Source organism: Pseudomonas sp. AP3_22 TE3818, assembly GCF_053628995.1.
On sequence record NZ_JBRJHL010000001.1, the window covers coordinates 3,439,012 to 3,458,159 of the forward strand.

At 56.8% G+C, this 19,148-nt stretch carries 17 protein-coding genes and 5 pseudogenes; 13 read left to right on the plus strand and 9 right to left on the minus strand.

Annotation, left to right across the window (positions count from 1 at the left end):
* Positions 1-141 precede the first annotated feature (141 nt).
* Positions 142-750 (minus strand): TetR/AcrR family transcriptional regulator, encoded by a 609-nt coding sequence (locus AB7M25_RS15465; RefSeq protein ID WP_429518191.1) that lies wholly within the window; start codon positions 748-750, stop codon positions 142-144.
* Between the two features lie 167 nt (positions 751-917).
* On the opposite strand from AB7M25_RS15465, the gene AB7M25_RS15470 reads away from it, so the two are divergent.
* From AB7M25_RS15470 to AB7M25_RS15485, 4 genes are all read left to right on the plus strand, one after another.
* Positions 918-2,018, plus strand: coding sequence for an alkene reductase (locus AB7M25_RS15470; RefSeq protein WP_429518189.1), 1,101 nt, complete (start codon positions 918-920; stop codon positions 2,016-2,018).
* 52 nt (positions 2,019-2,070) lie between these two features.
* The gene (locus AB7M25_RS15475; RefSeq protein WP_454237572.1) at positions 2,071-2,859 is read left to right on the plus strand and encodes an SDR family NAD(P)-dependent oxidoreductase; all 789 of its coding nucleotides are present in this window, start codon (positions 2,071-2,073) and stop codon (positions 2,857-2,859) included.
* A gap of 102 nt (positions 2,860-2,961) precedes the next feature.
* A complete protein-coding gene (locus AB7M25_RS15480) occupies positions 2,962-3,831 on the plus strand; it encodes an alpha/beta fold hydrolase (RefSeq protein WP_454237573.1) in 870 nt (289 codons plus the stop codon).
* Between the two features lie 76 nt (positions 3,832-3,907).
* Positions 3,908-4,906 carry an NADP-dependent oxidoreductase gene (locus AB7M25_RS15485; protein ID WP_454237574.1) on the plus strand — a complete coding sequence of 333 codons (999 nt, stop codon included), beginning with the start codon at positions 3,908-3,910 and terminating at the stop codon, positions 4,904-4,906.
* A gap of 100 nt (positions 4,907-5,006) precedes the next feature.
* Here the strand turns inward: AB7M25_RS15485 and AB7M25_RS15490 are convergent.
* The 3 genes and pseudogenes from AB7M25_RS15490 to AB7M25_RS15500 all read right to left on the minus strand — a co-directional run.
* A pseudogene (locus AB7M25_RS15490) lies at positions 5,007-5,150 on the minus strand (ParA family protein); the annotation flags it as partial.
* Between the two features lie 28 nt (positions 5,151-5,178).
* Positions 5,179-6,087, minus strand: coding sequence for a carbohydrate kinase family protein (locus AB7M25_RS15495; RefSeq protein ID WP_429385233.1), 909 nt, complete (start codon positions 6,085-6,087; stop codon positions 5,179-5,181).
* Between the two features lie 134 nt (positions 6,088-6,221).
* Positions 6,222-7,787, minus strand: a complete 1,566-nt coding sequence (locus AB7M25_RS15500; protein ID WP_429518181.1) for a carbohydrate porin — start codon at positions 7,785-7,787, stop codon at positions 6,222-6,224.
* 167 nt (positions 7,788-7,954) lie between these two features.
* On the opposite strand from AB7M25_RS15500, the gene AB7M25_RS15505 reads away from it, so the two are divergent.
* From AB7M25_RS15505 to AB7M25_RS15535, 7 genes and pseudogenes are all read left to right on the plus strand, one after another.
* Positions 7,955-9,229 carry an ABC transporter substrate-binding protein gene (locus AB7M25_RS15505; RefSeq protein WP_204931554.1) on the plus strand — a complete coding sequence of 425 codons (1,275 nt, stop codon included), beginning with the start codon at positions 7,955-7,957 and terminating at the stop codon, positions 9,227-9,229.
* 21 nt (positions 9,230-9,250) lie between these two features.
* Positions 9,251-10,213, plus strand: a complete 963-nt coding sequence (locus AB7M25_RS15510; protein WP_429385237.1) for a carbohydrate ABC transporter permease — start codon at positions 9,251-9,253, stop codon at positions 10,211-10,213.
* On the plus strand, positions 10,210-11,052 hold the full coding sequence (locus AB7M25_RS15515; protein ID WP_429385238.1) for a carbohydrate ABC transporter permease: 843 nt from the start codon (positions 10,210-10,212) through the stop codon (positions 11,050-11,052). The genes AB7M25_RS15510 and AB7M25_RS15515 overlap by 4 nt, the downstream gene beginning before the upstream one ends.
* Positions 11,053-11,079: 27 nt before the next feature.
* Positions 11,080-12,225, plus strand: coding sequence for an ABC transporter ATP-binding protein (locus tag AB7M25_RS15520; RefSeq protein ID WP_429385240.1), 1,146 nt, complete (start codon positions 11,080-11,082; stop codon positions 12,223-12,225).
* Positions 12,222-13,724 carry a glycoside hydrolase family 32 protein gene (locus tag AB7M25_RS15525; RefSeq protein ID WP_454237575.1) on the plus strand — a complete coding sequence of 501 codons (1,503 nt, stop codon included), beginning with the start codon at positions 12,222-12,224 and terminating at the stop codon, positions 13,722-13,724. Before AB7M25_RS15520 ends, AB7M25_RS15525 begins: the two co-directional genes overlap by 4 nt.
* 91 nt (positions 13,725-13,815) lie before the next feature.
* Positions 13,816-14,808 (plus strand): LacI family DNA-binding transcriptional regulator, encoded by a 993-nt coding sequence (locus AB7M25_RS15530; RefSeq protein WP_454237576.1) that lies wholly within the window; start codon positions 13,816-13,818, stop codon positions 14,806-14,808.
* A 115-nt stretch (positions 14,809-14,923) separates the two neighbouring features.
* Positions 14,924-15,124 (plus strand): annotated as a pseudogene (locus AB7M25_RS15535) (LysR family transcriptional regulator); the annotation flags it as partial.
* Positions 15,125-15,286: 162 nt separating this feature from the next.
* On the opposite strand, the gene AB7M25_RS15540 reads toward AB7M25_RS15535, so the two are convergent.
* Positions 15,287-15,805 (minus strand): cysteine hydrolase family protein, encoded by a 519-nt coding sequence (locus AB7M25_RS15540; protein WP_429385245.1) that lies wholly within the window; start codon positions 15,803-15,805, stop codon positions 15,287-15,289.
* A 334-nt stretch (positions 15,806-16,139) separates the two neighbouring features.
* Positions 16,140-16,379: pseudogene (locus AB7M25_RS15545) on the minus strand (IS66 family transposase); the annotation flags it as partial.
* Between AB7M25_RS15545 and AB7M25_RS15550 the strand changes: the two are divergent.
* Positions 16,360-16,590 (plus strand): annotated as a pseudogene (locus AB7M25_RS15550) (IS3 family transposase); the annotation flags it as partial. The pseudogenes AB7M25_RS15545 and AB7M25_RS15550 overlap by 20 nt on opposite strands.
* Before the next feature lie 104 nt (positions 16,591-16,694).
* Here AB7M25_RS15550 and AB7M25_RS15555 read toward each other — a convergent pair.
* The 3 genes from AB7M25_RS15555 to tnpA form a co-directional block, all read right to left on the minus strand.
* Positions 16,695-16,949 (minus strand): hypothetical protein, encoded by a 255-nt coding sequence (locus AB7M25_RS15555; protein WP_429385246.1) that lies wholly within the window; start codon positions 16,947-16,949, stop codon positions 16,695-16,697.
* Between the two features lie 72 nt (positions 16,950-17,021).
* Positions 17,022-18,017, minus strand: coding sequence for an IS66 family insertion sequence element accessory protein TnpB (gene tnpB, locus AB7M25_RS15560; RefSeq protein WP_454237577.1), 996 nt, complete (start codon positions 18,015-18,017; stop codon positions 17,022-17,024).
* Positions 18,014-18,331 carry an IS66-like element accessory protein TnpA gene (gene tnpA, locus AB7M25_RS15565; RefSeq protein WP_454237578.1) on the minus strand — a complete coding sequence of 106 codons (318 nt, stop codon included), beginning with the start codon at positions 18,329-18,331 and terminating at the stop codon, positions 18,014-18,016. Before tnpA ends, tnpB begins: the two co-directional genes overlap by 4 nt.
* A gap of 9 nt (positions 18,332-18,340) precedes the next feature.
* On the opposite strand from tnpA, the pseudogene AB7M25_RS15570 reads away from it, so the two are divergent.
* Positions 18,341-19,117, plus strand: a pseudogene (locus tag AB7M25_RS15570) (LysR substrate-binding domain-containing protein); the annotation flags it as partial.
* Positions 19,118-19,148 lie beyond the last annotated feature (31 nt).

Genomic DNA, 19,148 nt, shown 5'->3' on the forward strand with positions numbered 1-19,148 from the left:
TGGAGTTGTTTTTGCCGCTTGCGATGAATGCCCACCCGAGCCAGGTGCCGAATCTTTCCGGGCATTATCGATTGCTGTTGTTGGTGGGACAGTTTGACGAACTCACGAGTCACGGCCAGGTGACAAACCAATACGCTTGAATCAGCCCTCGAATCCGCGATCAGCGCCCTGGCTGACTGGCGACAACGGCAATGACGCAATTATTTCAGCGTGGCAAACCTCGAGTATTTCATCAGCCAGAGAAGAATCATCCGGGCAGGCGCGCGACAACATAACCGCACCGATTGCATGCGCCAGCATGTCGATCATTTTTGCCCGCACCCCATCCTGCGGCGCGTCTTGCCTCGCTTTGTACTTTTCTTCGAGCGCTGCCAGCGTGCTTTCTACCCCGCTGGCAAAGGTGGCTTTCAACTCATCTGATTGACGCGCAGCGTCTCCACAAAGGGCAGCCATGGTGCAACCGCTGCCCCTGCCGTCTCGGTGATCCCTCGACACATACAAATCGATGAACTCAGCAACGTCGAGACCTTCGGAACTGTTCAGCGAATGCGAAAGACTGTTCGCTGCCGCTTCAGCCATCAAATCAGCCTTGGAGCCGAAGTGCTTGTAGAAACCGCCTTGCGTAAACCCGGCTGCGGCCATGAGTTCAGCCACCCCCACGCCATCGTAGCCACGCTCGCGAAACAGCACTGAAGCCGTCTCAACGATGTGAGCTCTATTGGCGAGTGATTGTGCCTTGGTGATCTTCATTTCCTGCGCCTCTGCATCTCAAAGCAATGCCCTGATCATACTCTGATGTCGATCATAATCAAAAGCATTGACAGTTTTGAGTACGGTCGACATCATAAAAGCGCCAACACGAATATTCCCTGGCACGGCGCATGTCGCCTCCACTGATCAACGAGTATGGAAACGAAATGAACGATAAGACGTTGTTTGAGCCGTACACGCTCGGTTCGCTGACACTTTCCAACAGAATCGTGATGGCTCCGCTGACGCGTAACCGTGCGGGAGAAGGCCTCGTCCCGAGCGAGTTCGCTGCAACCTATTACAGCCAGAGGACCTCTACAGGCCTGTTGATCTCCGAAGCCTCGCAGGTCTCGCAGCAGGGACAGGGCTATCAGGATACGCCCGGTATCTACACGCAGGCGCAGATCGATGGCTGGCGCAAGGTCACCGATGCCGTCCACGCAAAAGGTGGACGAATTTTCCTGCAGTTGTGGCATGTCGGACGCGTATCGCACGTTGACCTGCAGGAGAACGGTGCCGCTCCGGTAGCACCTTCCGCCCTCCGTCCCGCGACCAAAGTGTTCGTCAATAATAGCTTCGTGGACGTTTCAGAGCCGCGAGCGCTTGATATCAGCGAGATTCCCGGGATCGTCAATGATTTTCGCCAAGCGGCGGCGAACGCCATCGTCGCGGGATTCGATGGCGTAGAGATCCATGGCGCAAACGGCTATTTGCTGGATCAGTTCCTCAAGGACGGCTCCAACATTCGCACTGATGCCTACGGTGGCTCGGTTGAAAACCGTGCTCGCTTGCTGCTCGAAGTCAGTGCTGCCGTGGTGGACGAGATCGGTGCTGATCGAACGGGCGTTCGTATTTCCCCAGTGTCACCTGCCAACGGCGTTTCAAGCAGTGATCCGCAGCAGCAATTTGACTACGTGGTCGATCAGCTCGATGCCTTGGGCCTGGTTTACCTGCATGTGGTTGAAGGTGCCACGGGTGGGCCGCGCGACGTCGCCCCTTTCGATTTTGGTTCCCTGCGCCGACGCTTCAAAAACACCTACATCGCCAACAATGGCTACGACCTGAATCTGGCTACCTCGGCACTGAAAGAAGACAAAGCCGACCTCATTGCTTTCGGGCGTCCGTTTGTTGGCAACCCTGATTTGGCAGAGCGACTCAAGGCTGATGCGCCTTTATCCGCATTTGATCCAACGACGCTGTATGGCGGCGGTGCTGCGGGCTACATCGACTACCCCACGCTTGCCGAGTCCAGCTCCGCGCAGGGCTGAACAGTCGTAAAAACTCAATCGCTTATCGACAACCATTCAAGAGCATCTGATTATGAGCCTCCCTGAAACCGTACTCATCACCGGCGCCTCGACTGGCATTGGCGCCACTTACGCCGAGCGCTTCGCCAAACGCGGGCACAACCTGGTGTTGGTTGCCCGCGACAAAAGCCGGTTGGACGCACTTTCCTCCCGGCTGCGTGAGAAATATGACGTTTCCATTGACCTTATCCAGGCTGACCTGACTCAAACCAGTGATTTGACGACTGTCGAAGCCCGCCTGCGTGATGACGCCAATATCGGCATCCTTGTGAATAATGCCGGAGCCGCCCAATCCGGCAGCTTCGTAGAGCAATCCACAGACAGCGTTGCCAACCTGGTCGCGCTCAACACCACCGCACTGGTGCGACTCGCCAGCGCAATCGCTCCACGCCTGGCACAAGCCGGTAATGGCGCGATTATCAACATTGGCTCGGTCGTGGGACTGGCACCGGAATTCGGGATGAGCGTCTACGGCGCGACCAAGGCGTTTGTCCTGTTTCTATCGCAGGGTCTGAGCCTTGAGCTCTCGCCAAAAGGCGTCTACGTGCAAGCTGTTCTCCCCGCGGCCACCCGCACGGAAATCTGGGAACGTGCGGGCATCGATATCAATACCCTGAGCGAAGTGATGGGCGTGGACGAGATGGTCGATGCTGCACTGGTCGGTTTTGATCGTCGCGAGCCGGTGACCATTCCGCCGTTACAAGACGCCGCCCGTTGGGAGGCTCTGCAGGCTGCCCGCCAAGGTTTGCTTTCAGAGATTCGCCAATCTGTAGTCGCCGAGCGTTATCAAGCGCAGGCGTGATTGTCACGCTGCAAGCGCTGATACGCATTCCTGGATGAAAAGGCGCTTGCTGCAGATTTTCTTGCATTCACTCATCCCCCCTCATCAGGGCACGGTGTGCACATGATCGTTGAAGCCACAAATCGTGACCTTGGATTGCCAGCGCAGTTCGTCTGCGCCGCGAACCAGCGGGTGACTGTCGAAGGAACAGTATTTGCCTACCGGGACGTGGGGCCGAGAGACGGGGTGCCGCTCGTTCTGTTGAATCATTGGGGCGCAGTCCTGGATAACTTCGACCCACGCATCGTCGATGGACTTGCCCGCACCCGGCGAATCATTGCCACTGACTATCGGGGAATCGGCGCCTCTGGTGGAAACGCCCCTTTGACCGTCAGCGAGATGGCGAACGATACCATCGCCATGATCCGCGCTCTGGGATTCGAAAAAGTCGACCTGCTGGGTTTTTCGTTGGGTGGGTTCGTCGCACAGGACATTGCGCTGAGAGCCCCAGAGCTGGTGCGCAAACTCATTCTGACCGGTACCGGGCCCGCGGGCGGCCAAGGTATCGACAAGGTGTGGTCAGTATCGTGGCCGTTGATGCTCAAGGGGCTCCTGACATTGCGCGACCCAAAGTTATACCTCTTCTTCACCGCTACGGCCAATGGGCGAAAAGCTGCCAGGGATTTTTTAGTTCGCCTGAAGGAGCGTGATAAAGACCGAAACAAAAAACCAGCGCCTGGCGCCTTCATGCGGCAACTGAAGGCGATTCACGCCTGGGGCCGGCAACCGCCACAGGATCTCGGCCGTATCCAGATACCTACGCTGATCGTAAACGGTGATAACGACATCATGGTTCCCACTGTGAACTCTGCGGCGTTGGCAAACCGTATTCCAAATTCACAACTGATCATTTACCAGGATGCGGGTCATGGCGGGATCTTCCAATATCACGCTGATTTCGTGACGAGAGCGACGGCATTCTTGAATGGCTGAGCACCTTCGGCTCACCTTAAAGCAGCACGCTGGGTTGCGCATGCTGCCATCCCATTGAAACCATGAGAACTGAATCATGAAAGCTTTCTTGATCGACCGTTACGGCAAGCGTCACGGACGTATTGGCGAGGTAGCGGAACCTGAACCTGGAATCAACGACGTCCTGGTTAAAGTGCATGCCAGTAGCGTCAATGTCCTGGATTCGAAGATTGCCAAAGGTGAATTCAAGCTGATCCTGCCGTACTCATTCCCGTTGATTATGGGTAATGACCTGGCTGGCGTTGTGGTTCGCGTGGGGTCGGGCGTACACCACTTCAAGCCGGGTGACGAAGTCTATGCACGCCCACCTGAATCGCGCATTGGCACCTTCGCCGAGCTGATTGCGGTGGAGCAAAGTGCCCTCGCGCTCAAACCCAAAAATCTCACTATGGAAGAAGCGGCTTCTCTTCCCTTGGTTGCGTTGACCGCCTGGCAGGTGCTGGTTGAAACAGCCCGGTTGAAAAAGGGGCAAAAAGTCTTTATCCACGCGGGTTCCGGTGGTGTCGGCACAATTGCCATCCAGCTTGCAAAGCATCTGGGGGCATTCGTTGCCACGACCACCAGCACAAATAACGTGGATTGGGTCAAAGCGTTAGGAGCCGACGTCGTCATCGACTACAAACAGCAAAATTTCGAAAGCGTCTTGCGTGACTACGATGTCGTGTTGAACAGCCTCGGCCCTGTAGAGCTTGAAAAATCACTCAGCATTCTCAAGCCTGGTGGCCAGCTTATCTCCATCTCTGGGCCACCAACGGCAGAGTTCGCAAAAGAACAAAAGCTGTTCTGGGGATTGGGTTGGGTAATGCGTCTGTTAAGCAGCGGCATACGCAGAAAAGCCCGCAAAAAGGACGTCAGATATGCGTTCGTGTTCATGCGTGCGAGCGGTGCTCAATTGGAGAAAATCACTGCACTTGTCGACTCCGGAGTTATCACGCCTGTGATCGAGCGAGTTTTCCCTTTCGAGTCAACGGCTGAGGCATTGAGCCATGTCGAACGGGGCAGAGCCAAAGGCAAGGTGGTCATCAAGCTCATATGACTACAACTGACACTCGATAACTGGAACTCGGGACGTGAATCGCCCCTGATTTCGTAGACAGGTGATCGGCTATATTGGGTCGATTGCTGTCTATCCGCAAAAATAGAATCAAAACCGCATCCGCCGCGATCATTGCACTGAACGCATAGAAATTCATTGCCGCAGGCGGATCGATGCACCACCGGTCGGAGTCTGGTGCCACTTCGTCGAGCAGCCGGCGCAGTTTATTTATCTTGAATTTGGCTCCCGGCTTGCAGCGCCGGCAACCACGGTCAGGTATGTATTAGCAGCTTCAGTAAACCTTCTACATCAGCTAGCGCAGGAGCATGGGCTCCGGCATGGCAGCACGATATGGATGCACAAGCTGCTGAAAATCGCAGGCGCTCTCTCAAGTCTGCGATCCCCAGCAACTCCGCAGCCAGCCAACCAGCCATACAAGCGTCTCCTGCTCCAACCGTGTCTTCCACCTTCACGGCAATAGCCGGCTGATCGAGTTGGCTATCCGGGGTGTGGAGAATCATCCCGTGTTCCCCTCGGGTAACAAGGATCTGCGCCTGAGGATTAAGAGCGCGAAGCTCATCCATTGCCTGGCGTTCTGTCAGCCCTGGATAAATTTGCCGAAGGTCTTCGTCGGAAAGCTTGATCATGTCAGCAAGGGTGGTCATCGTAGGGAAGGTCTGCTCCCGATAATGGCTATCCATTAAATTGCGCCAGTTCGGATCATAGCTAATCCGTTTACCGGCTTCTTTGGCCTGCTGAGCAATTTTAACCAGCCTGTCTGCGAGTGGCTGTCGAGCCAAGCTGATGCAGCTGAAATGACACAGCTCTGCTTGATTGATCCATCCTTCGGGCATCAGATCCGGATCAAAAAACAGATCGGCATCTCCAGCAAAAAAGTATCGTGGAGGACGGCTCGATGGAACGATGGCGACCAAAGGATCTCGGTCTACCCGTTGGATAAACCTCATATCCAATGCTGCCGCTTGCGACTGCGAAACGATCTCGTCACCCAGTGAATCCATGCTCACAGACCCAGCAAAAGCGCTGCTGACACCCAAGCGACTTAGCGCTCGTGCAACGTTCCAGGGAGCACCACCCGGGTAGCCCTTCCACTGTCCAGGAATGCCTTGGACAAGGTCGGTCAGGGCTTCGCCAAATACTACTGCGCGAGGCAATACCATCGTCATTTCCTCAATTTTTTGTCGTAGGGATAACTGCTGGTTGATCAGCTTTGACCCGTAATCAATTACTCAATACGCTTGGTGAAAAGCAGGGATCGATGAGCTGAAGGCGTGTTGGCCGACGCGTTCAAACATTAAAACCAGGTTTCCATTTGTATACCGTATTGCCATACACCTCCGGCTTTGAAGTCCGTCATGCCAAAGGCGTCTGTGGTACTGAAACTGTCCAGATCCGAAGACCAGTTCATGAAGCTTGCGAACACTCGCAATTCGGGACGTGTAAGAAGATCTCCAACCTCAGGTTTGAATGTCGGGGCGACAGTGAATTTCCAAAAGTTACCGTCGACCGCATTACGTTGTAGATAGTCCTTCGGGTCGAGGTTCATGGTTTGCCAGCTTATTTCGTAGGCCATCTCGAAATTGCTGTTGATTTTATTGGCCAAGCGCACATTCAGGGTCAGCCAGCGGTAGTCGTCACCCTTGACGTATCTATCCTTGCTCTGTTCGGCCAGCAAGCTGGGGCCGATACGCCAGTCGGGCGCAAGGGGTGTCTCACCGTAAAGTGCCAGACGCAGAGCGCGGGCATCGTCTATGAGTTCGCCATCTGAGCCGATGTTCTTGACCTCTGCCCCCAGACCTTGCCCATAGAGCAGCGCCGTTTTGAAGAAGCCTTCTCTGCCGAAAAAGTTTTTCTGGTGATTGGCCAGCATGCTGTGCAAGCCGGAATCCGCAGGCGTCAAACCCGCTGCATTGGTGCGGGTAGCGAAATCGTTTTTCTTTGCGCCGATGGCATTGAACATCCACTGCCACTGACCATCCTCGAAGAACTGGTTGGAGGTCAGGATGTAGCTTTCCACATCGGCACTAAGATCGCCTTGACTGAAATCCCCATAGTTACGCCCGATCAAAGAGTAGTTCGAACGCCAATTCTTGTTCATCTGCATATCGTAGATTCCACCCCCGGTGCCGGCCAGATAGACAACGTCCGAGTCCAGCCAGTGGATATCGAAATTATCTCTATCGAATCGCTTGCCTGCCCACAGGGTGGCGTTCTCGAACACTGAATTGCCCTTGAACGCAGCGACATGGTCAAGCGCTGTGAATACCTGGCGCACGTTCAGTTTGCTTTCGTCAGCCGTCCAGTCATTGGAACTTTCCACACCATCGGCGATGGAGACCGTGAATTTGGAGCGGGTGCCGTTTTGCGCATAGATTTCTTTCGACAGGTCTATACGCATGTAGGTGTCGTCCTCGTTACCGAGTCGCCCGACTGCACCACCGACTGAACCGGCAGGAGTTTCATAAGGGCCGCCACGACCACCACCCAGCCGATCATTGATCAGCAATCCGGAGCGGGCGTAGCCGTTGAAGCTGAACCCATCAGTGAGGTGTCCGGTACTGGCCTCTTTCTCCAGGCTTTGCTGACGGGCCTCGAGTTTTGTCAGTCGGGTATCCAAAGCGGGCGCTGAAATTACTGCCGCAGTAGATGCGGCGGGCTGCAAGGGAGCAGTGGCAAGTTTGATCTGCTGCAATTCCCTGGCGAGTGCCTGGGTTTGCTGTTCGGCTGCGGCCGCACGCTTTTCCGCTGCGCTGGTACGGGCTTCAAACGCGGCCATGCGTTCTTCCAAAGTAGCGGCCTGAGAGGTTGCCGCCGATGTGCCGAGCACGCCTGCGAGTAGCCAGCTTGATGCTTTCTGCATGTGAATTTCCTGTTTTGTTTTTATTTTTCCGTTCCCGCGAGCGGCCTTTTTTCGTTAATTGTGAATTGTCAAAATTGACGAAAAAAAGGATGCCTCATCGCAAATACGCTGCTACATTTGGCGATGTTAACGTTAACTTTTCTAAAAACAAAAATAAAGAGGGCTTTATGAAACAGCTAAAATCTCTCCTTCCAGCCGCACTACTCACCCTCTGTGCCGGATTTCCATGCCTCTCGAGCGCAGCCGATTTAACGATCTCGTGTGGTGCGGTGGGTGCGGAGTTGCAGCTCTGCAAGGAGGCTGTCGAGGCGTGGTCGAAACAGACCGGCAACAACGTCGAGGTGGTTTCCACCCCTAACTCGGCGACCGAGAGGTTGTCGTTCTATCAACAGATCCTCAGTGCGCAATCCAGCGACATCGACATCATTCAAATCGATATGGTGTGGCCAGGGATGCTGGCCAAACACTTGATGGACCTGCGTGAGGTGCTTCCTGCCAACGCGACCCAAGGCTACTTCCAGGCACAGGTGGATAACGCCACGGTGAACGGACGGCTGGTGACGATGCCGTGGTTCACCGACTCGGGCCTGCTGTATTACCGCAAGGACTTGCTCGAGAAGTACAACCAGCAGGTTCCCCAGACCTGGGAGGAGATGACTGCTACCGCCAGGAATATTCAACAGGCTGAGCGCAATGCCGGGAACCCCAATGCGTGGGGTTACATCTTTCAGGGGCGCGCCTACGAGGGTCTGACGTGTAATGCGCTGGAATGGATCAGCAGCCAACCGGAAGGCGCAATGATCAACCCACGCGGCGACATCGTGGTCAACAGTCAAGCCTCAAGAACGGCTTTGACCCTGGCGAAAAGCTGGGTGGGTGACATCTCCCCGCGTGGCGTACTCAACTACACCGAGGAAGAAGGTCGTGGCGTATTCCAGTCGGGAAATGCGCTGTTCATGCGTAACTGGCCTTATGTCTGGGCCTTGGTACAAAGCCAGGACAGTGCCGTAAAAGACAAGGTCGGGGTCGCTCCCCTGCCCCGTGGCGGCAAGACCGGTACCCATGCCTCCACCCTCGGTGGGTGGGGCCTGGCGGTGTCGCGATACAGCGCCCATCCAAAACTTGCCGCAGAACTGGTGAGCTACCTGACCAGTGCCCAACAGCAAAAACATCGTGCTCTGGCTGCCGCCTATAACCCGGTGATCGAGTCGCTGTATCAGGATCCCGAACTGCTCGCGGCAATGCCTTATTACGCTCAGTTGCACAGCATTCTCAACGATGGGGTGATGCGCCCCGCCTCAATAACCGCCGATCGCTATCCACGAGTCTCCAATGCGTTCTTCGATCGAGTGCATGGCGTGCTGGCGGGCGAGTTGCCTGTCGATCAGGCGCTGGCCGAACTGGAAAGCGAACTCACGCGCATCAAACGCCGGAACTGGTAAGCCACAAGGAAGGAAATCACCATGTCTGTCTCTACTACCCATGATCCCTGTGACGAGTTCCTGCTCACCAGGGAAACGCCCGTACAACGTCGCCGGGTACGCGCCGCCTGGCTGTTTCTGACGCCGATGTTGCTGTGTCTGGCCCTGGTGGCGGCCTGGCCGCTGCTGCGCACATTCTGGTTCAGCCTGACCGACGCCAGCCTGTCGGATACCAGTGGCGGATCCTTCGTCGGCTTGAGCAATTATCTGTTCCACAACGGCTCCAGCTGGTCGGGCATCCTGGTCGATCCGCAATGGTGGAACGCGGTGCGCAACACCTTGCATTTCACCGTGGTGTCAGTGGGCCTGGAAGTCGTATTGGGGCTGCTGGTGGCGTTGCTGCTGAACATCAAGTTCACCGGCCGCTCTCTGGTGCGCGCGTTGATTCTGATTCCCTGGGCGATTCCCACCATTGTCTCGGCGAAGATCTGGTCATGGATGCTCAACGACCAGTTCGGCATCATCAATCACATGATGCTGAGTCTCGGCCTGATTGACGCGCCCCTGGCCTGGACGGCCGATGCAGACCTGTCGATGTGGGCGGTGATCATCGTCGACGTCTGGAAGACCGTCCCTTTTGTCACGCTGCTGATGCTGGCGGCCTTGCAGATGTTGCCGAGCGATTGCTACGAAGCGGCCAGGGTCGATGGCATTCATCCGCTGAAGGTGTTCTGGCGTGTCACGTTTCCCCTGCTGATGCCCGCATTGCTGGTGGCGGCGATCTTCCGCATCCTCGATTCCCTGCGGGTATTCGACGTCATCTATGTGCTGACCTCGAACTCTTCGAGCACCATGAGTATGTCGGTCTATGCCCGTCAGCACCTGGTGGAGTTCCAGGACGTTGGCTATGGCAGCGCGGCCTCGACGCTGCTGTTTCTGGTGGTTGCGGTCATCGCCATGCTTTATCTCTACCTCGGACGCCGTCAACTGGAGGTTCGGTCATGAACCAGCGCCTACTGAAAAAAGCGCTGTGGCGCCTCGGATTCTGGTGTCTGATCGGGGTGTTGCTGCTGTATGCGGTCTTCCCTTTCTACTACGCCATCGTGACTTCGCTAAAGCCGTCCAGTGCCTTGTTCGAGGTGAGCTACTGGATCGAAAACCCCGACTTCTCCAATTACGCGTCGGTACTCCACCAAGCCTCATTCCTGCGGGCTATCGGTAACTCGCTGGTGGTTGCGCTTTGCGTGGTGACGCTGGCGCTGTTCCTCAGCCTGACCGCCGCCTATGCCTTGGGCAGGGTGAAATTCCGTGGACGTGGCACGGTATTGATGATGGTTCTCGGCGTGTCGATGTTTCCCCAAGTCGCTGTACTGTCGGGGCTGTTCGAAGTGATCCGCGCCCTGGGTCTGTACAACACGTCCTTGGCGTTGATCTTGAGCTACACGATTTTCACCCTGCCCTTCACCGTCTGGGTGCTGACCACGTTTATGGGCCAACTGCCCCATGAACTGGAAGAAGCGGCAATCATGGATGGCGCGTCCCCATGGGTCACGCTGACCCGCGTGTTGTTGCCGCTGCTCTGGCCCGCACTGGTCACCACTGGCTTATTGGCTTTCATCGCCGCCTGGAACGAATTCCTGTTTGCCCTGACCTTCACCCTCACCGACACACAACGCACGGTGCCGGTCGCCATCGCGTTGATTTCCGGCGGCAGCCCACATGAGTTGCCTTGGGGGTTGTTGATGGCCGCATCAGTGCTGGTCACCGTCCCACTGGTGATTCTGGTGCTGATCTTCCAGCGCCGAATCGTTTCCGGTCTCACTGCCGGCGCGTTAAAGGGTTGATGCCCAACAAAGACAAGGAACAGCATCGTGATCAAATTGAAACTGGACAACGTGAACAAACAATTGGGCGGCGCGCGGATTCTTCGCGACGTCAGCCTGGAAATCGCATCGGGTGAATTCGTGGTGTTCGTCGGCCCTTCGGGCTGCGGAAAGTCGACCCTGCTACGACTGATCGCCGGACTGGATTCGATCTGCGGCGGCGACCTGCTGATCGACGGGCGTCGGGTCAACGACCTGGAGCCGCGCGAGCGTGGCGTCGGCATGGTGTTTCAGTCTTATGCGCTGTACCCGCACATGAGCGTCTACGACAACATCAGTTTTGGCCTCAAACTGGCCAAGACGGAAAAGACCAGCCTGCGTGAGCGCGTGCTGAAAACCGCGCAAATCCTTCAGTTGGACAAACTGCTGCAACGCAAGCCAAAAGAACTGTCTGGAGGGCAGCGCCAGCGTGTGGCAATGGGCAGAGCCATGGCGCGTGAGCCGGACATTTTGTTGTTCGATGAGCCGCTCTCCAATCTGGATGCATCCTTGCGGGTGCAGATGCGCAACGAAATCGCCCGGCTGCATGATCGACTGGGCTCGACCATGATCTACGTCACTCACGATCAAGTGGAAGCGATGACCCTGGCCGACAAAATTGTTGTGCTCAATGGCGGTCGCGTAGAGCAGGTCGGCTCACCGCGCGAACTCTATGAACGCCCAACGAGCCGCTTTGTCGCCGGTTTTCTCGGTTCCCCCAGAATGAACTTTCTGACGGCGCGCCTGCGTGCTCCAGGCGAAACCAGCCTGGTCGATACTCCCGTTTTGGGTATGACCTCCCTGCCCTTCGACAGCTCGAACCTGGCGGCGGAGGCCCCGCTGAGCCTGGGAATTCGCCCGGAACACGTGTCGCTCAAAGCGGCGCAGGGAACTGCCGGCGTCGTCGTGACCGGGGTCGAATACCTGGGCAGTGAAACCTATGTGCACCTCGAGACAGGTCAGGAGGACCCATTGATCTGTCGCTGTGAGGTCAACGCCGGATGGCGGGTGGGCGATCGGGTCGAACTGCAGCTGGACATTGACAACCTGCACCTGTTCGACGCCGAGGGCACGGCCTTGAGGCGCCACCCAAAAGCCATTGAAACCCTTCCGGATGGCGTCTCTCTGCGCTCGGCACGAGCAGGTGCCCTATGACTGTGTATTTGAATCCTATGAACGACCCAATGTCTTCCGCCCTTGACCTTGCGCAGCATGCGCTCAGTGATGGTCTGACTCGCGTCATCCACGATTATCGACCCGGTTATCATATTGCCCCCCCGGCAGGCTGGATGAACGATCCTAACGGGGTAGTGTACTTTCGTGGCGAATATCACGTGTTCTATCAACATTACCCCTTCGACGCGAAATGGGGCCCGATGTATTGGGGGCATGCCAAGAGTGCCGATCTGGTTCATTGGCAGCACCTGCCCATTGCGCTGGCACCCGGCGATGACTTCGATCGTGACGGTTGTTTTTCCGGTAGCGCGGTGGTGTGCGGAGATACCTTGGCACTGATCTACACCGGACACACCTGGCTGGGGGAAGTGGGTGATGAACGCTTCATCCGTCAAGTCCAGTGCCTGGCCACCAGCATCGATGGCATCCGATTCGTCAAGCACGGCGCCGTCATCGAGACCGCGCCGCAAGACGCGATCATGCACTTTCGTGACCCCAAGGTATGGCAGGAGGATGACTATTGGTACCTCATTGCCGGCGCACGTCTGGGCGATCTGCCGCTGCTCCCACTGTACCGTTCCACGGATCTGCGCGTCTGGGAGTTCCTTAACTATGTATCCGGTGGCAGGGAGGGTGATGGCTATATGTGGGAGTGCCCGGATCTGTTTCGACTGAACGGATGCGATGTGCTGTTGTACTCCCCCCAAGGTATGCCCTCCCAAGGTTACAAACGGCTCAACAAGTACCAGACTGGTTACCGAGTAGGCCGACTCGACAACGAGTGGAACTTCACCGGCGGGCCTTTTATCGAGTTGGACAATGGCCACGACTTCTATGCAGCGCAGACGCTATTGGCTGCCGATGGTCGGCGCCTTGTGTGGGCGTGGCTCGACATGTGGGAAAGCCCGATGCCGAGCCAGGCCCATCACTGGTGCGGCATGCTCGGATTGCCACGCGAACTTGAACTGTGCGCAGATCGCCTCCGAGTGTATCCGGCACGAGAGCTCACCGCTCTGCGCATGACTCTATTGCCGAGTACGCCGTGGTGGGAGGAGTCGGGAACCCGGTGGGTGCCGGAAGTGTATGGCGACATGCTCGAAATCCATGTGCATCTGGATGTGCACGGCTGTACCGACGGCCACTTGGGAATCGCCTTGCGCTGCAGCGTCGATGGCCAGGAAGAAACGCTGCTCTACTACGATGCGTCACTGCAGCGGCTGGTGCTTGACCGCAGCCGCTCGGGTGCGCAAGTCACAGGTCAACGTAGCGTGTCGATAGACCCGACACAAGAGCGACTGGAACTGCGGGTGTTCCTCGATCGCTCGTCCATCGAGGTGTTCGACGAAAACGGGCGCTTCAGCCTCAGCAGTCGCCTCTACCCCCAGCCTGGCAGTCTGGGTGTGAAGCTCCTTGCAAGTGGGAGTGGCGGGCGTGTCTCGATTCCCAAGGCATGGCCTCTCGGCTCTGGATGGCTGTGAGGGCGGATGGCTATGAGCAACGTCATTGGAGTCGCGAGAAGTGCAGGCCATGTGTCATGATTCTGCGTCAACCTGACCGGCCTCGCCTCGCATGACTTCAGTGAAAGACGTTGCACAGCTGGCCGGCGTGTCCCTGATGACGGTTTCTCGAGCGCTCAATAATCCGGAAAAACTGAGTCCCGAAACCCTTCTGCGGGTGCGTCGCGCCATTGATGAACTGCAATTTGTACCGAGCCTGTCGGCGCGCAAGATGCGCGGCGACAACCTCCAGAGCCGAACCATCGGTGTGTTCGCGCTGGACACCGCGACCACACCGTTCGCGGTCGAGTTGCTGCTGTCCATCGAACAGACCGCGCAGCAAGCCGGCTGGAATGTATTTATCCTCAACCTGCTAAGCAACCCGCCCACCGACCAGAATATCGACCTGATGCTATCGCACCGTCCCGACGGGTTGATCTTCAGCGCCATGGGGTTTCGCCACGTGAACATTCCCGAGCGCTTGAAGAGCAAACCCCTGGTACTCGCTAATTGCCTGGCAGATGACAGTCGCTTGGTGAGTTATGTGCCAGACGACGAAACGGGGCAGTATCGAGCGGTACATCATGCGTTGAGCCAGGGCTATCGGCGCCCTCTGTGCATCAATCTGCCAAAACAGAGTCTGGCCTGGGGCCTGCGGCAAAAAGGCCTGCAGCGTGCCTGTCAGGCATTCGGACTGGCGCCTGACGCGCTCCTGCAATACAACCTTTCCGATCATGATGCCTATGGTGAAACCGCAGGCATCCTCGACCGGCATATCATTGATGGTCGTCCCCAGTTCGACATGCTGATCTGTGGCAACGACCGCATTGCGTTTTGTGCCTATCAGCTGTTGTTGGGCCGAGGTCTGAAAATCCCCGACGATGTCGCTGTGCTCGGCTACGACAATATGATCGGTATCGCCGAGCTGTTCATCCCGCCGTTGACGACGGTGCAACTGCCGTACTACGAGATCGGTCGTAAGGCTGCCCGGCACCTGATCGAGACCATTGAGGTATCGGGAACCCAGCCAGTTGATTGTCCATTGGTGGTCAGGGCATCACTATAAGGATTAGCTAATTTGGTGATAGCACACCCACTGGCTTTCGATTTGCCACTAGCCTGTCACCGACCACTTAGGGCCCAAAGCGTGCTGCATTCGCGCACTCCAAGCCTACCCTTCTATGTGCGCTCGCGGAATCGAACTAATCAAGGCGCAGCTAAAAGGCACCTTTGCCGCTGCCGGAAACAAAATCGGTCTCACCCAAACAGCGGTCAGTGCTCAGATTCAGCGTCTGGAGGCCGAGCTCGGCTTCGAAATTTTCGACAGAAAAGGCCGCTCCGCCCATCTCAATAGAATGGGCCACCAAATTCTCCTGCAAGCGGTAAGCGTTCCGGCAATACATCTTGCGGCCTATCACCAGATGCGACGGTGTTCGTATCTTTGATATACAGCAGACCCATAACGTCCCATTTAAAGTACGGGAATGTCACATGGTGCCAGTGCTTACGGCAAGTCATGTGTATTCCCGTAGTTTCGGGCTCTGCTAGAAGCTCCACTCCTCAGCCCGAACTAGCTGGCAGAACGGCCCGTCAAGAGTTGCATTGTGATGAGCAACGATGTCCTTAGCTTTCATCACTGGCGTGTCTGAACAGGTATGACCTTCGGCGACAAGTACCGCATCGAAGCCAAGATCACGAGCAGCACGGCAGGTGCTGTCGACGCAGTATTGAGTTTTCATGCCAGTGATTACCACACCGGTAGCCCCGCGAGACCGCAAATTGTCCGCCAGGTCGGTCATTTCGAAGGCGTTAGGCCGCCGCTTTTCGAATACCACCTCTCCACCCAGAAGCTTCAGTTCCTGCGCAACTATCGTCAACGGGCTGCCTGGTTCGATTGGAGATCCAGCGGGCCCGATGTGGCGCGAGAGAAAAATTGGAGCACCAGCGCTGCGTGCCTTGTCCATCAGCGTATTCACTGTTTCCAACAACTCTTCGCAGCGCCATAGTTTTTCCGGGCCGTGAACAAGCCCGACTTGGATATCGAGTATCAACAGGGCGTACATGGGTGCAACTCCTTGCGTTTGAGCCAGCGACACAAGGGCATAAAAAAGGCCCTGTCCATCGCTGGCGGGCCTTTGAAGTTCGTCTGCTATTGGCTCACGACACCTCGCACGCTCCGCTTTCAGCGGTCGTGGTGGTGGTAGTCGAGGTGAGGTAATAGTTAGTCATAGATCGACACTAGCAATATTGCAGCGATCTGACAAGCCAGAATCCTAGAGTGAGTGCTTTTGGCAGACGGCGTAGTGTAAGTCTACGGACATCAGGTCTTGTGTAACTCAGGCAGATACCCACTGATGCGGCAGCAGTTGATCAATCTCACTCGCCCGCTGCGTCGGCAACTTCGTACAAGCCGCCAATCGAGTGCAGTGCCTGTTCTGCCAACTGGCTTTTATTCGCCATGTGCAGATCGAAAAACTTGCGTCGGGCATGAGCCATACAACCAATTTCAATCATGCCTTTCTCGAAGCCGGCTTTGTAGCCAGCGAAGTCGTCGCACACCAGCTTGCCATTCCAGGAACCGAGGAAATTACGCGCATGCTCCCCGGCACGGCTCGGGCTGAAGTCATATAACAACGAGCACCGGCATAGCCGAATCCGCTTCGTGACACCAACGGAGCGACATCGAGGACTGGATCATCAGATCCTGGCGCGGCGACATGAACTGTACGAACGGGCCAAGGAGAACAACCCGGAACGCTGGTCAGGTCAGACGCGTAACTGGGAGCCGATAGGCCCGGTGATACTGAACCCGGATCGGGAGCAGCAGACTGAGAAAAGAGCGGCATAGCTGAACGGTTGACGCGACAACTACCTTGAAAAACGCCGCCTGCCGTCGCTCAAACCCTCACGCATGGTTTTGCCATGGCAAAATTTTCGCGCCTGCGAAACGCTTTACAGCTCGACGGCAAAGCCCCCCATGCCGATCGCTTCGGCAAAGCGTCCTAGGCGGTGAGGCTCGCTCAGGTGCGTAGCGGCTTCGCGGCGTGAGCGCACGGGCAGCCAGCGGCTGCCGGCGCCGCCCAGGCGAATAGAAAGGGGCCATTTCTCGTTGTGCCGGCTGACCAGGACCTCGCGCACCGCGCGGGCCTCGAGATAGATATCCCTGATTTGAACCTGATGGCTGTAGAGGTACAGTCCAACTGGCAAGGTTTCATCAAACTCAAGGCCACCATTACACCCTGCCCCGCCAGGCATGCCATGAAAGTCGCCAGCGCATTTTCAACGCTGTGCAAACAACGCCCGATAAGCGCTGGGTGAAGTCTGATACACCCGGTTAAAGTGCTGCCGCAGTGATACCGCGCTGCCGAAGCCCGCGTGCTGCGCGATAACCTCGATAGGTTCTTGCGTTGTTTCCAGCATTCTTTGCGCGTAGGCCAGGCGCTGCCCCAGTAGCCATTGCCCAACGGTCGTGCCCGTCAATTCCCGAAATCGGCGGGTAAAGTTGCGACGGCTCATCGCGACGCGTTCGGCCAGCGTATCCAGGGAATGTGGCACGCTCAGATTTGCCACAGCCCAGTTGAGCAACTCGCCAAGGCGGTCGCCGCCGCGCGCATAATGCAGCGGCTGCTCAATGTACTGAGCCTGCCCGCCTTGCCGGTGTGGCGCGGCGACCAACCGCCTCGCTATGCGATTGGCAACTTCAGCGCCATGCCAACGGCGCACCAGGTGAAGGCAACAATCCAGCGCCGCAGCGGTTCCGGCGGACGTTACGATTAGCCCGTCATCCGCGTCCAGATACAACACGTCCGGCACCAAGGTTACCCTTGGGTATAAAGCGGCGAACCGCTCAACGCTGCTCCAATGCGTGGTGGCTTGCCGGCCGTCCAGCAAGCCGGCTTCAGCCAGCACAAATGCCCCCAGGCACAGCCCCACTACCGTCGCCCCACGCGCGTGGGCAGCTCGCACCGCATCCAACATCGGTTCGGGTGGTACCTCGGCTGGGTCACGCCAGGACGGTACGATCAGCACATTGGCCTGCGCAGCATCGGCAGGCCAGTGAAACTTACCTTGATTCAACCTGCGAGCCGCCAGCCAGATGCCAAACCCGTCATGCACCAGAACCTTCATCCGAGTGGCGCGGCGGTTGGCGAACAGATAAGCGCAGTGCGGCTTCGCCGCACCGAACACCGCGATCACCCTGGCCAACGCAGTCTCGGTGCCGGCACGCATGTCCATGGGGTCGGTGGCGAGCCAGATGGAATCGATGCGGATCATTGAGCGAGCCCACGGATGAATCGGGCGCACCCTTCGGGATCGGATGTTGGCCACTTTACCGTGAGCGTTTGCTGGCCAAGTGGTAATTCAATAATCGCCGGCGCTTCAGCCACTCGTTTTGATTCGACCTTCAAAGGGATAAAAGCTGGTAGCGCGGCAGCCTGCTGATCAAGGTAAAGCGGTAGCCAACGGCGCACGACATTAGCGTTGATACCGTGACTCATCGCGATGGCTGCCACCGAATCGCCGGGCTGCTCGCATTCGTGGACGACTTGGGCCTTGAAGGATTTTGTGTAGGACTTACGTTCACGCATGGCGATCCTGACATTAAGGGTAATTGCGTCCGCTTAAAATTACGCGGACACAATCGCCCTTATCGGCCGGGCTCGGAAGGTGTGTTCGCCGGCTCCTTACTGCAAGCGCAAGAGCTGCTTAGGCTCTACGACAGTCTGGGCTCCACCACAGTCGGACTTCCTGCCAGCATCCTGGTGAATATCGGCGCTATCGCTTCCGTACAGCGCTCTTATTTACCAGACGCGTTAGCCAAGTTTCACCAACAATGCCCGCAATGCCGAACACGAGTAATCCCAGGTCTGTCCATGGAACTGGTCAACCTCGTGGATGCCAGCGAGATCGACATGGCAGCAATAATTCGCCCGCCCTTCTCGCTTCAGAGTGATCTGCGTTGGACGACATTGGCGCTGGAGCCCTATCGTCTGATCGTTCCTCGCGATGTACCTGGAGAAGACTGGTCGAAACTACTTTCCAGTCATCCTTTCATTCGGTACGACCGATCATCCTTCGGGGGCAGGCAGGTAGATCGTTTCCTGCGGCAGATGCATTTCACTTTGCGTGAGGTGTGCGAGCTGGATGAGCTGGAGGCCATCATCAAGCTGGCCGGCAATGGTGTAGGTGTTGCGTTGGTGCCGCAGACAGCGGCACGCGAGAAATGGCCAGCTGGGGTGCGAGCGCTCGACCTCGGACAGCACACCTTCCACCGTGATATCGGACTCGTACATAGATCTGCGCAGACATTTACCGAACCCGTGCGGATACTTGCCCAGCTTATAAGCGAACAAGTCAAGATCGGCTCCGAATGAAATCCGGGCAAAAAAAAGGGCCCTCTCAGGC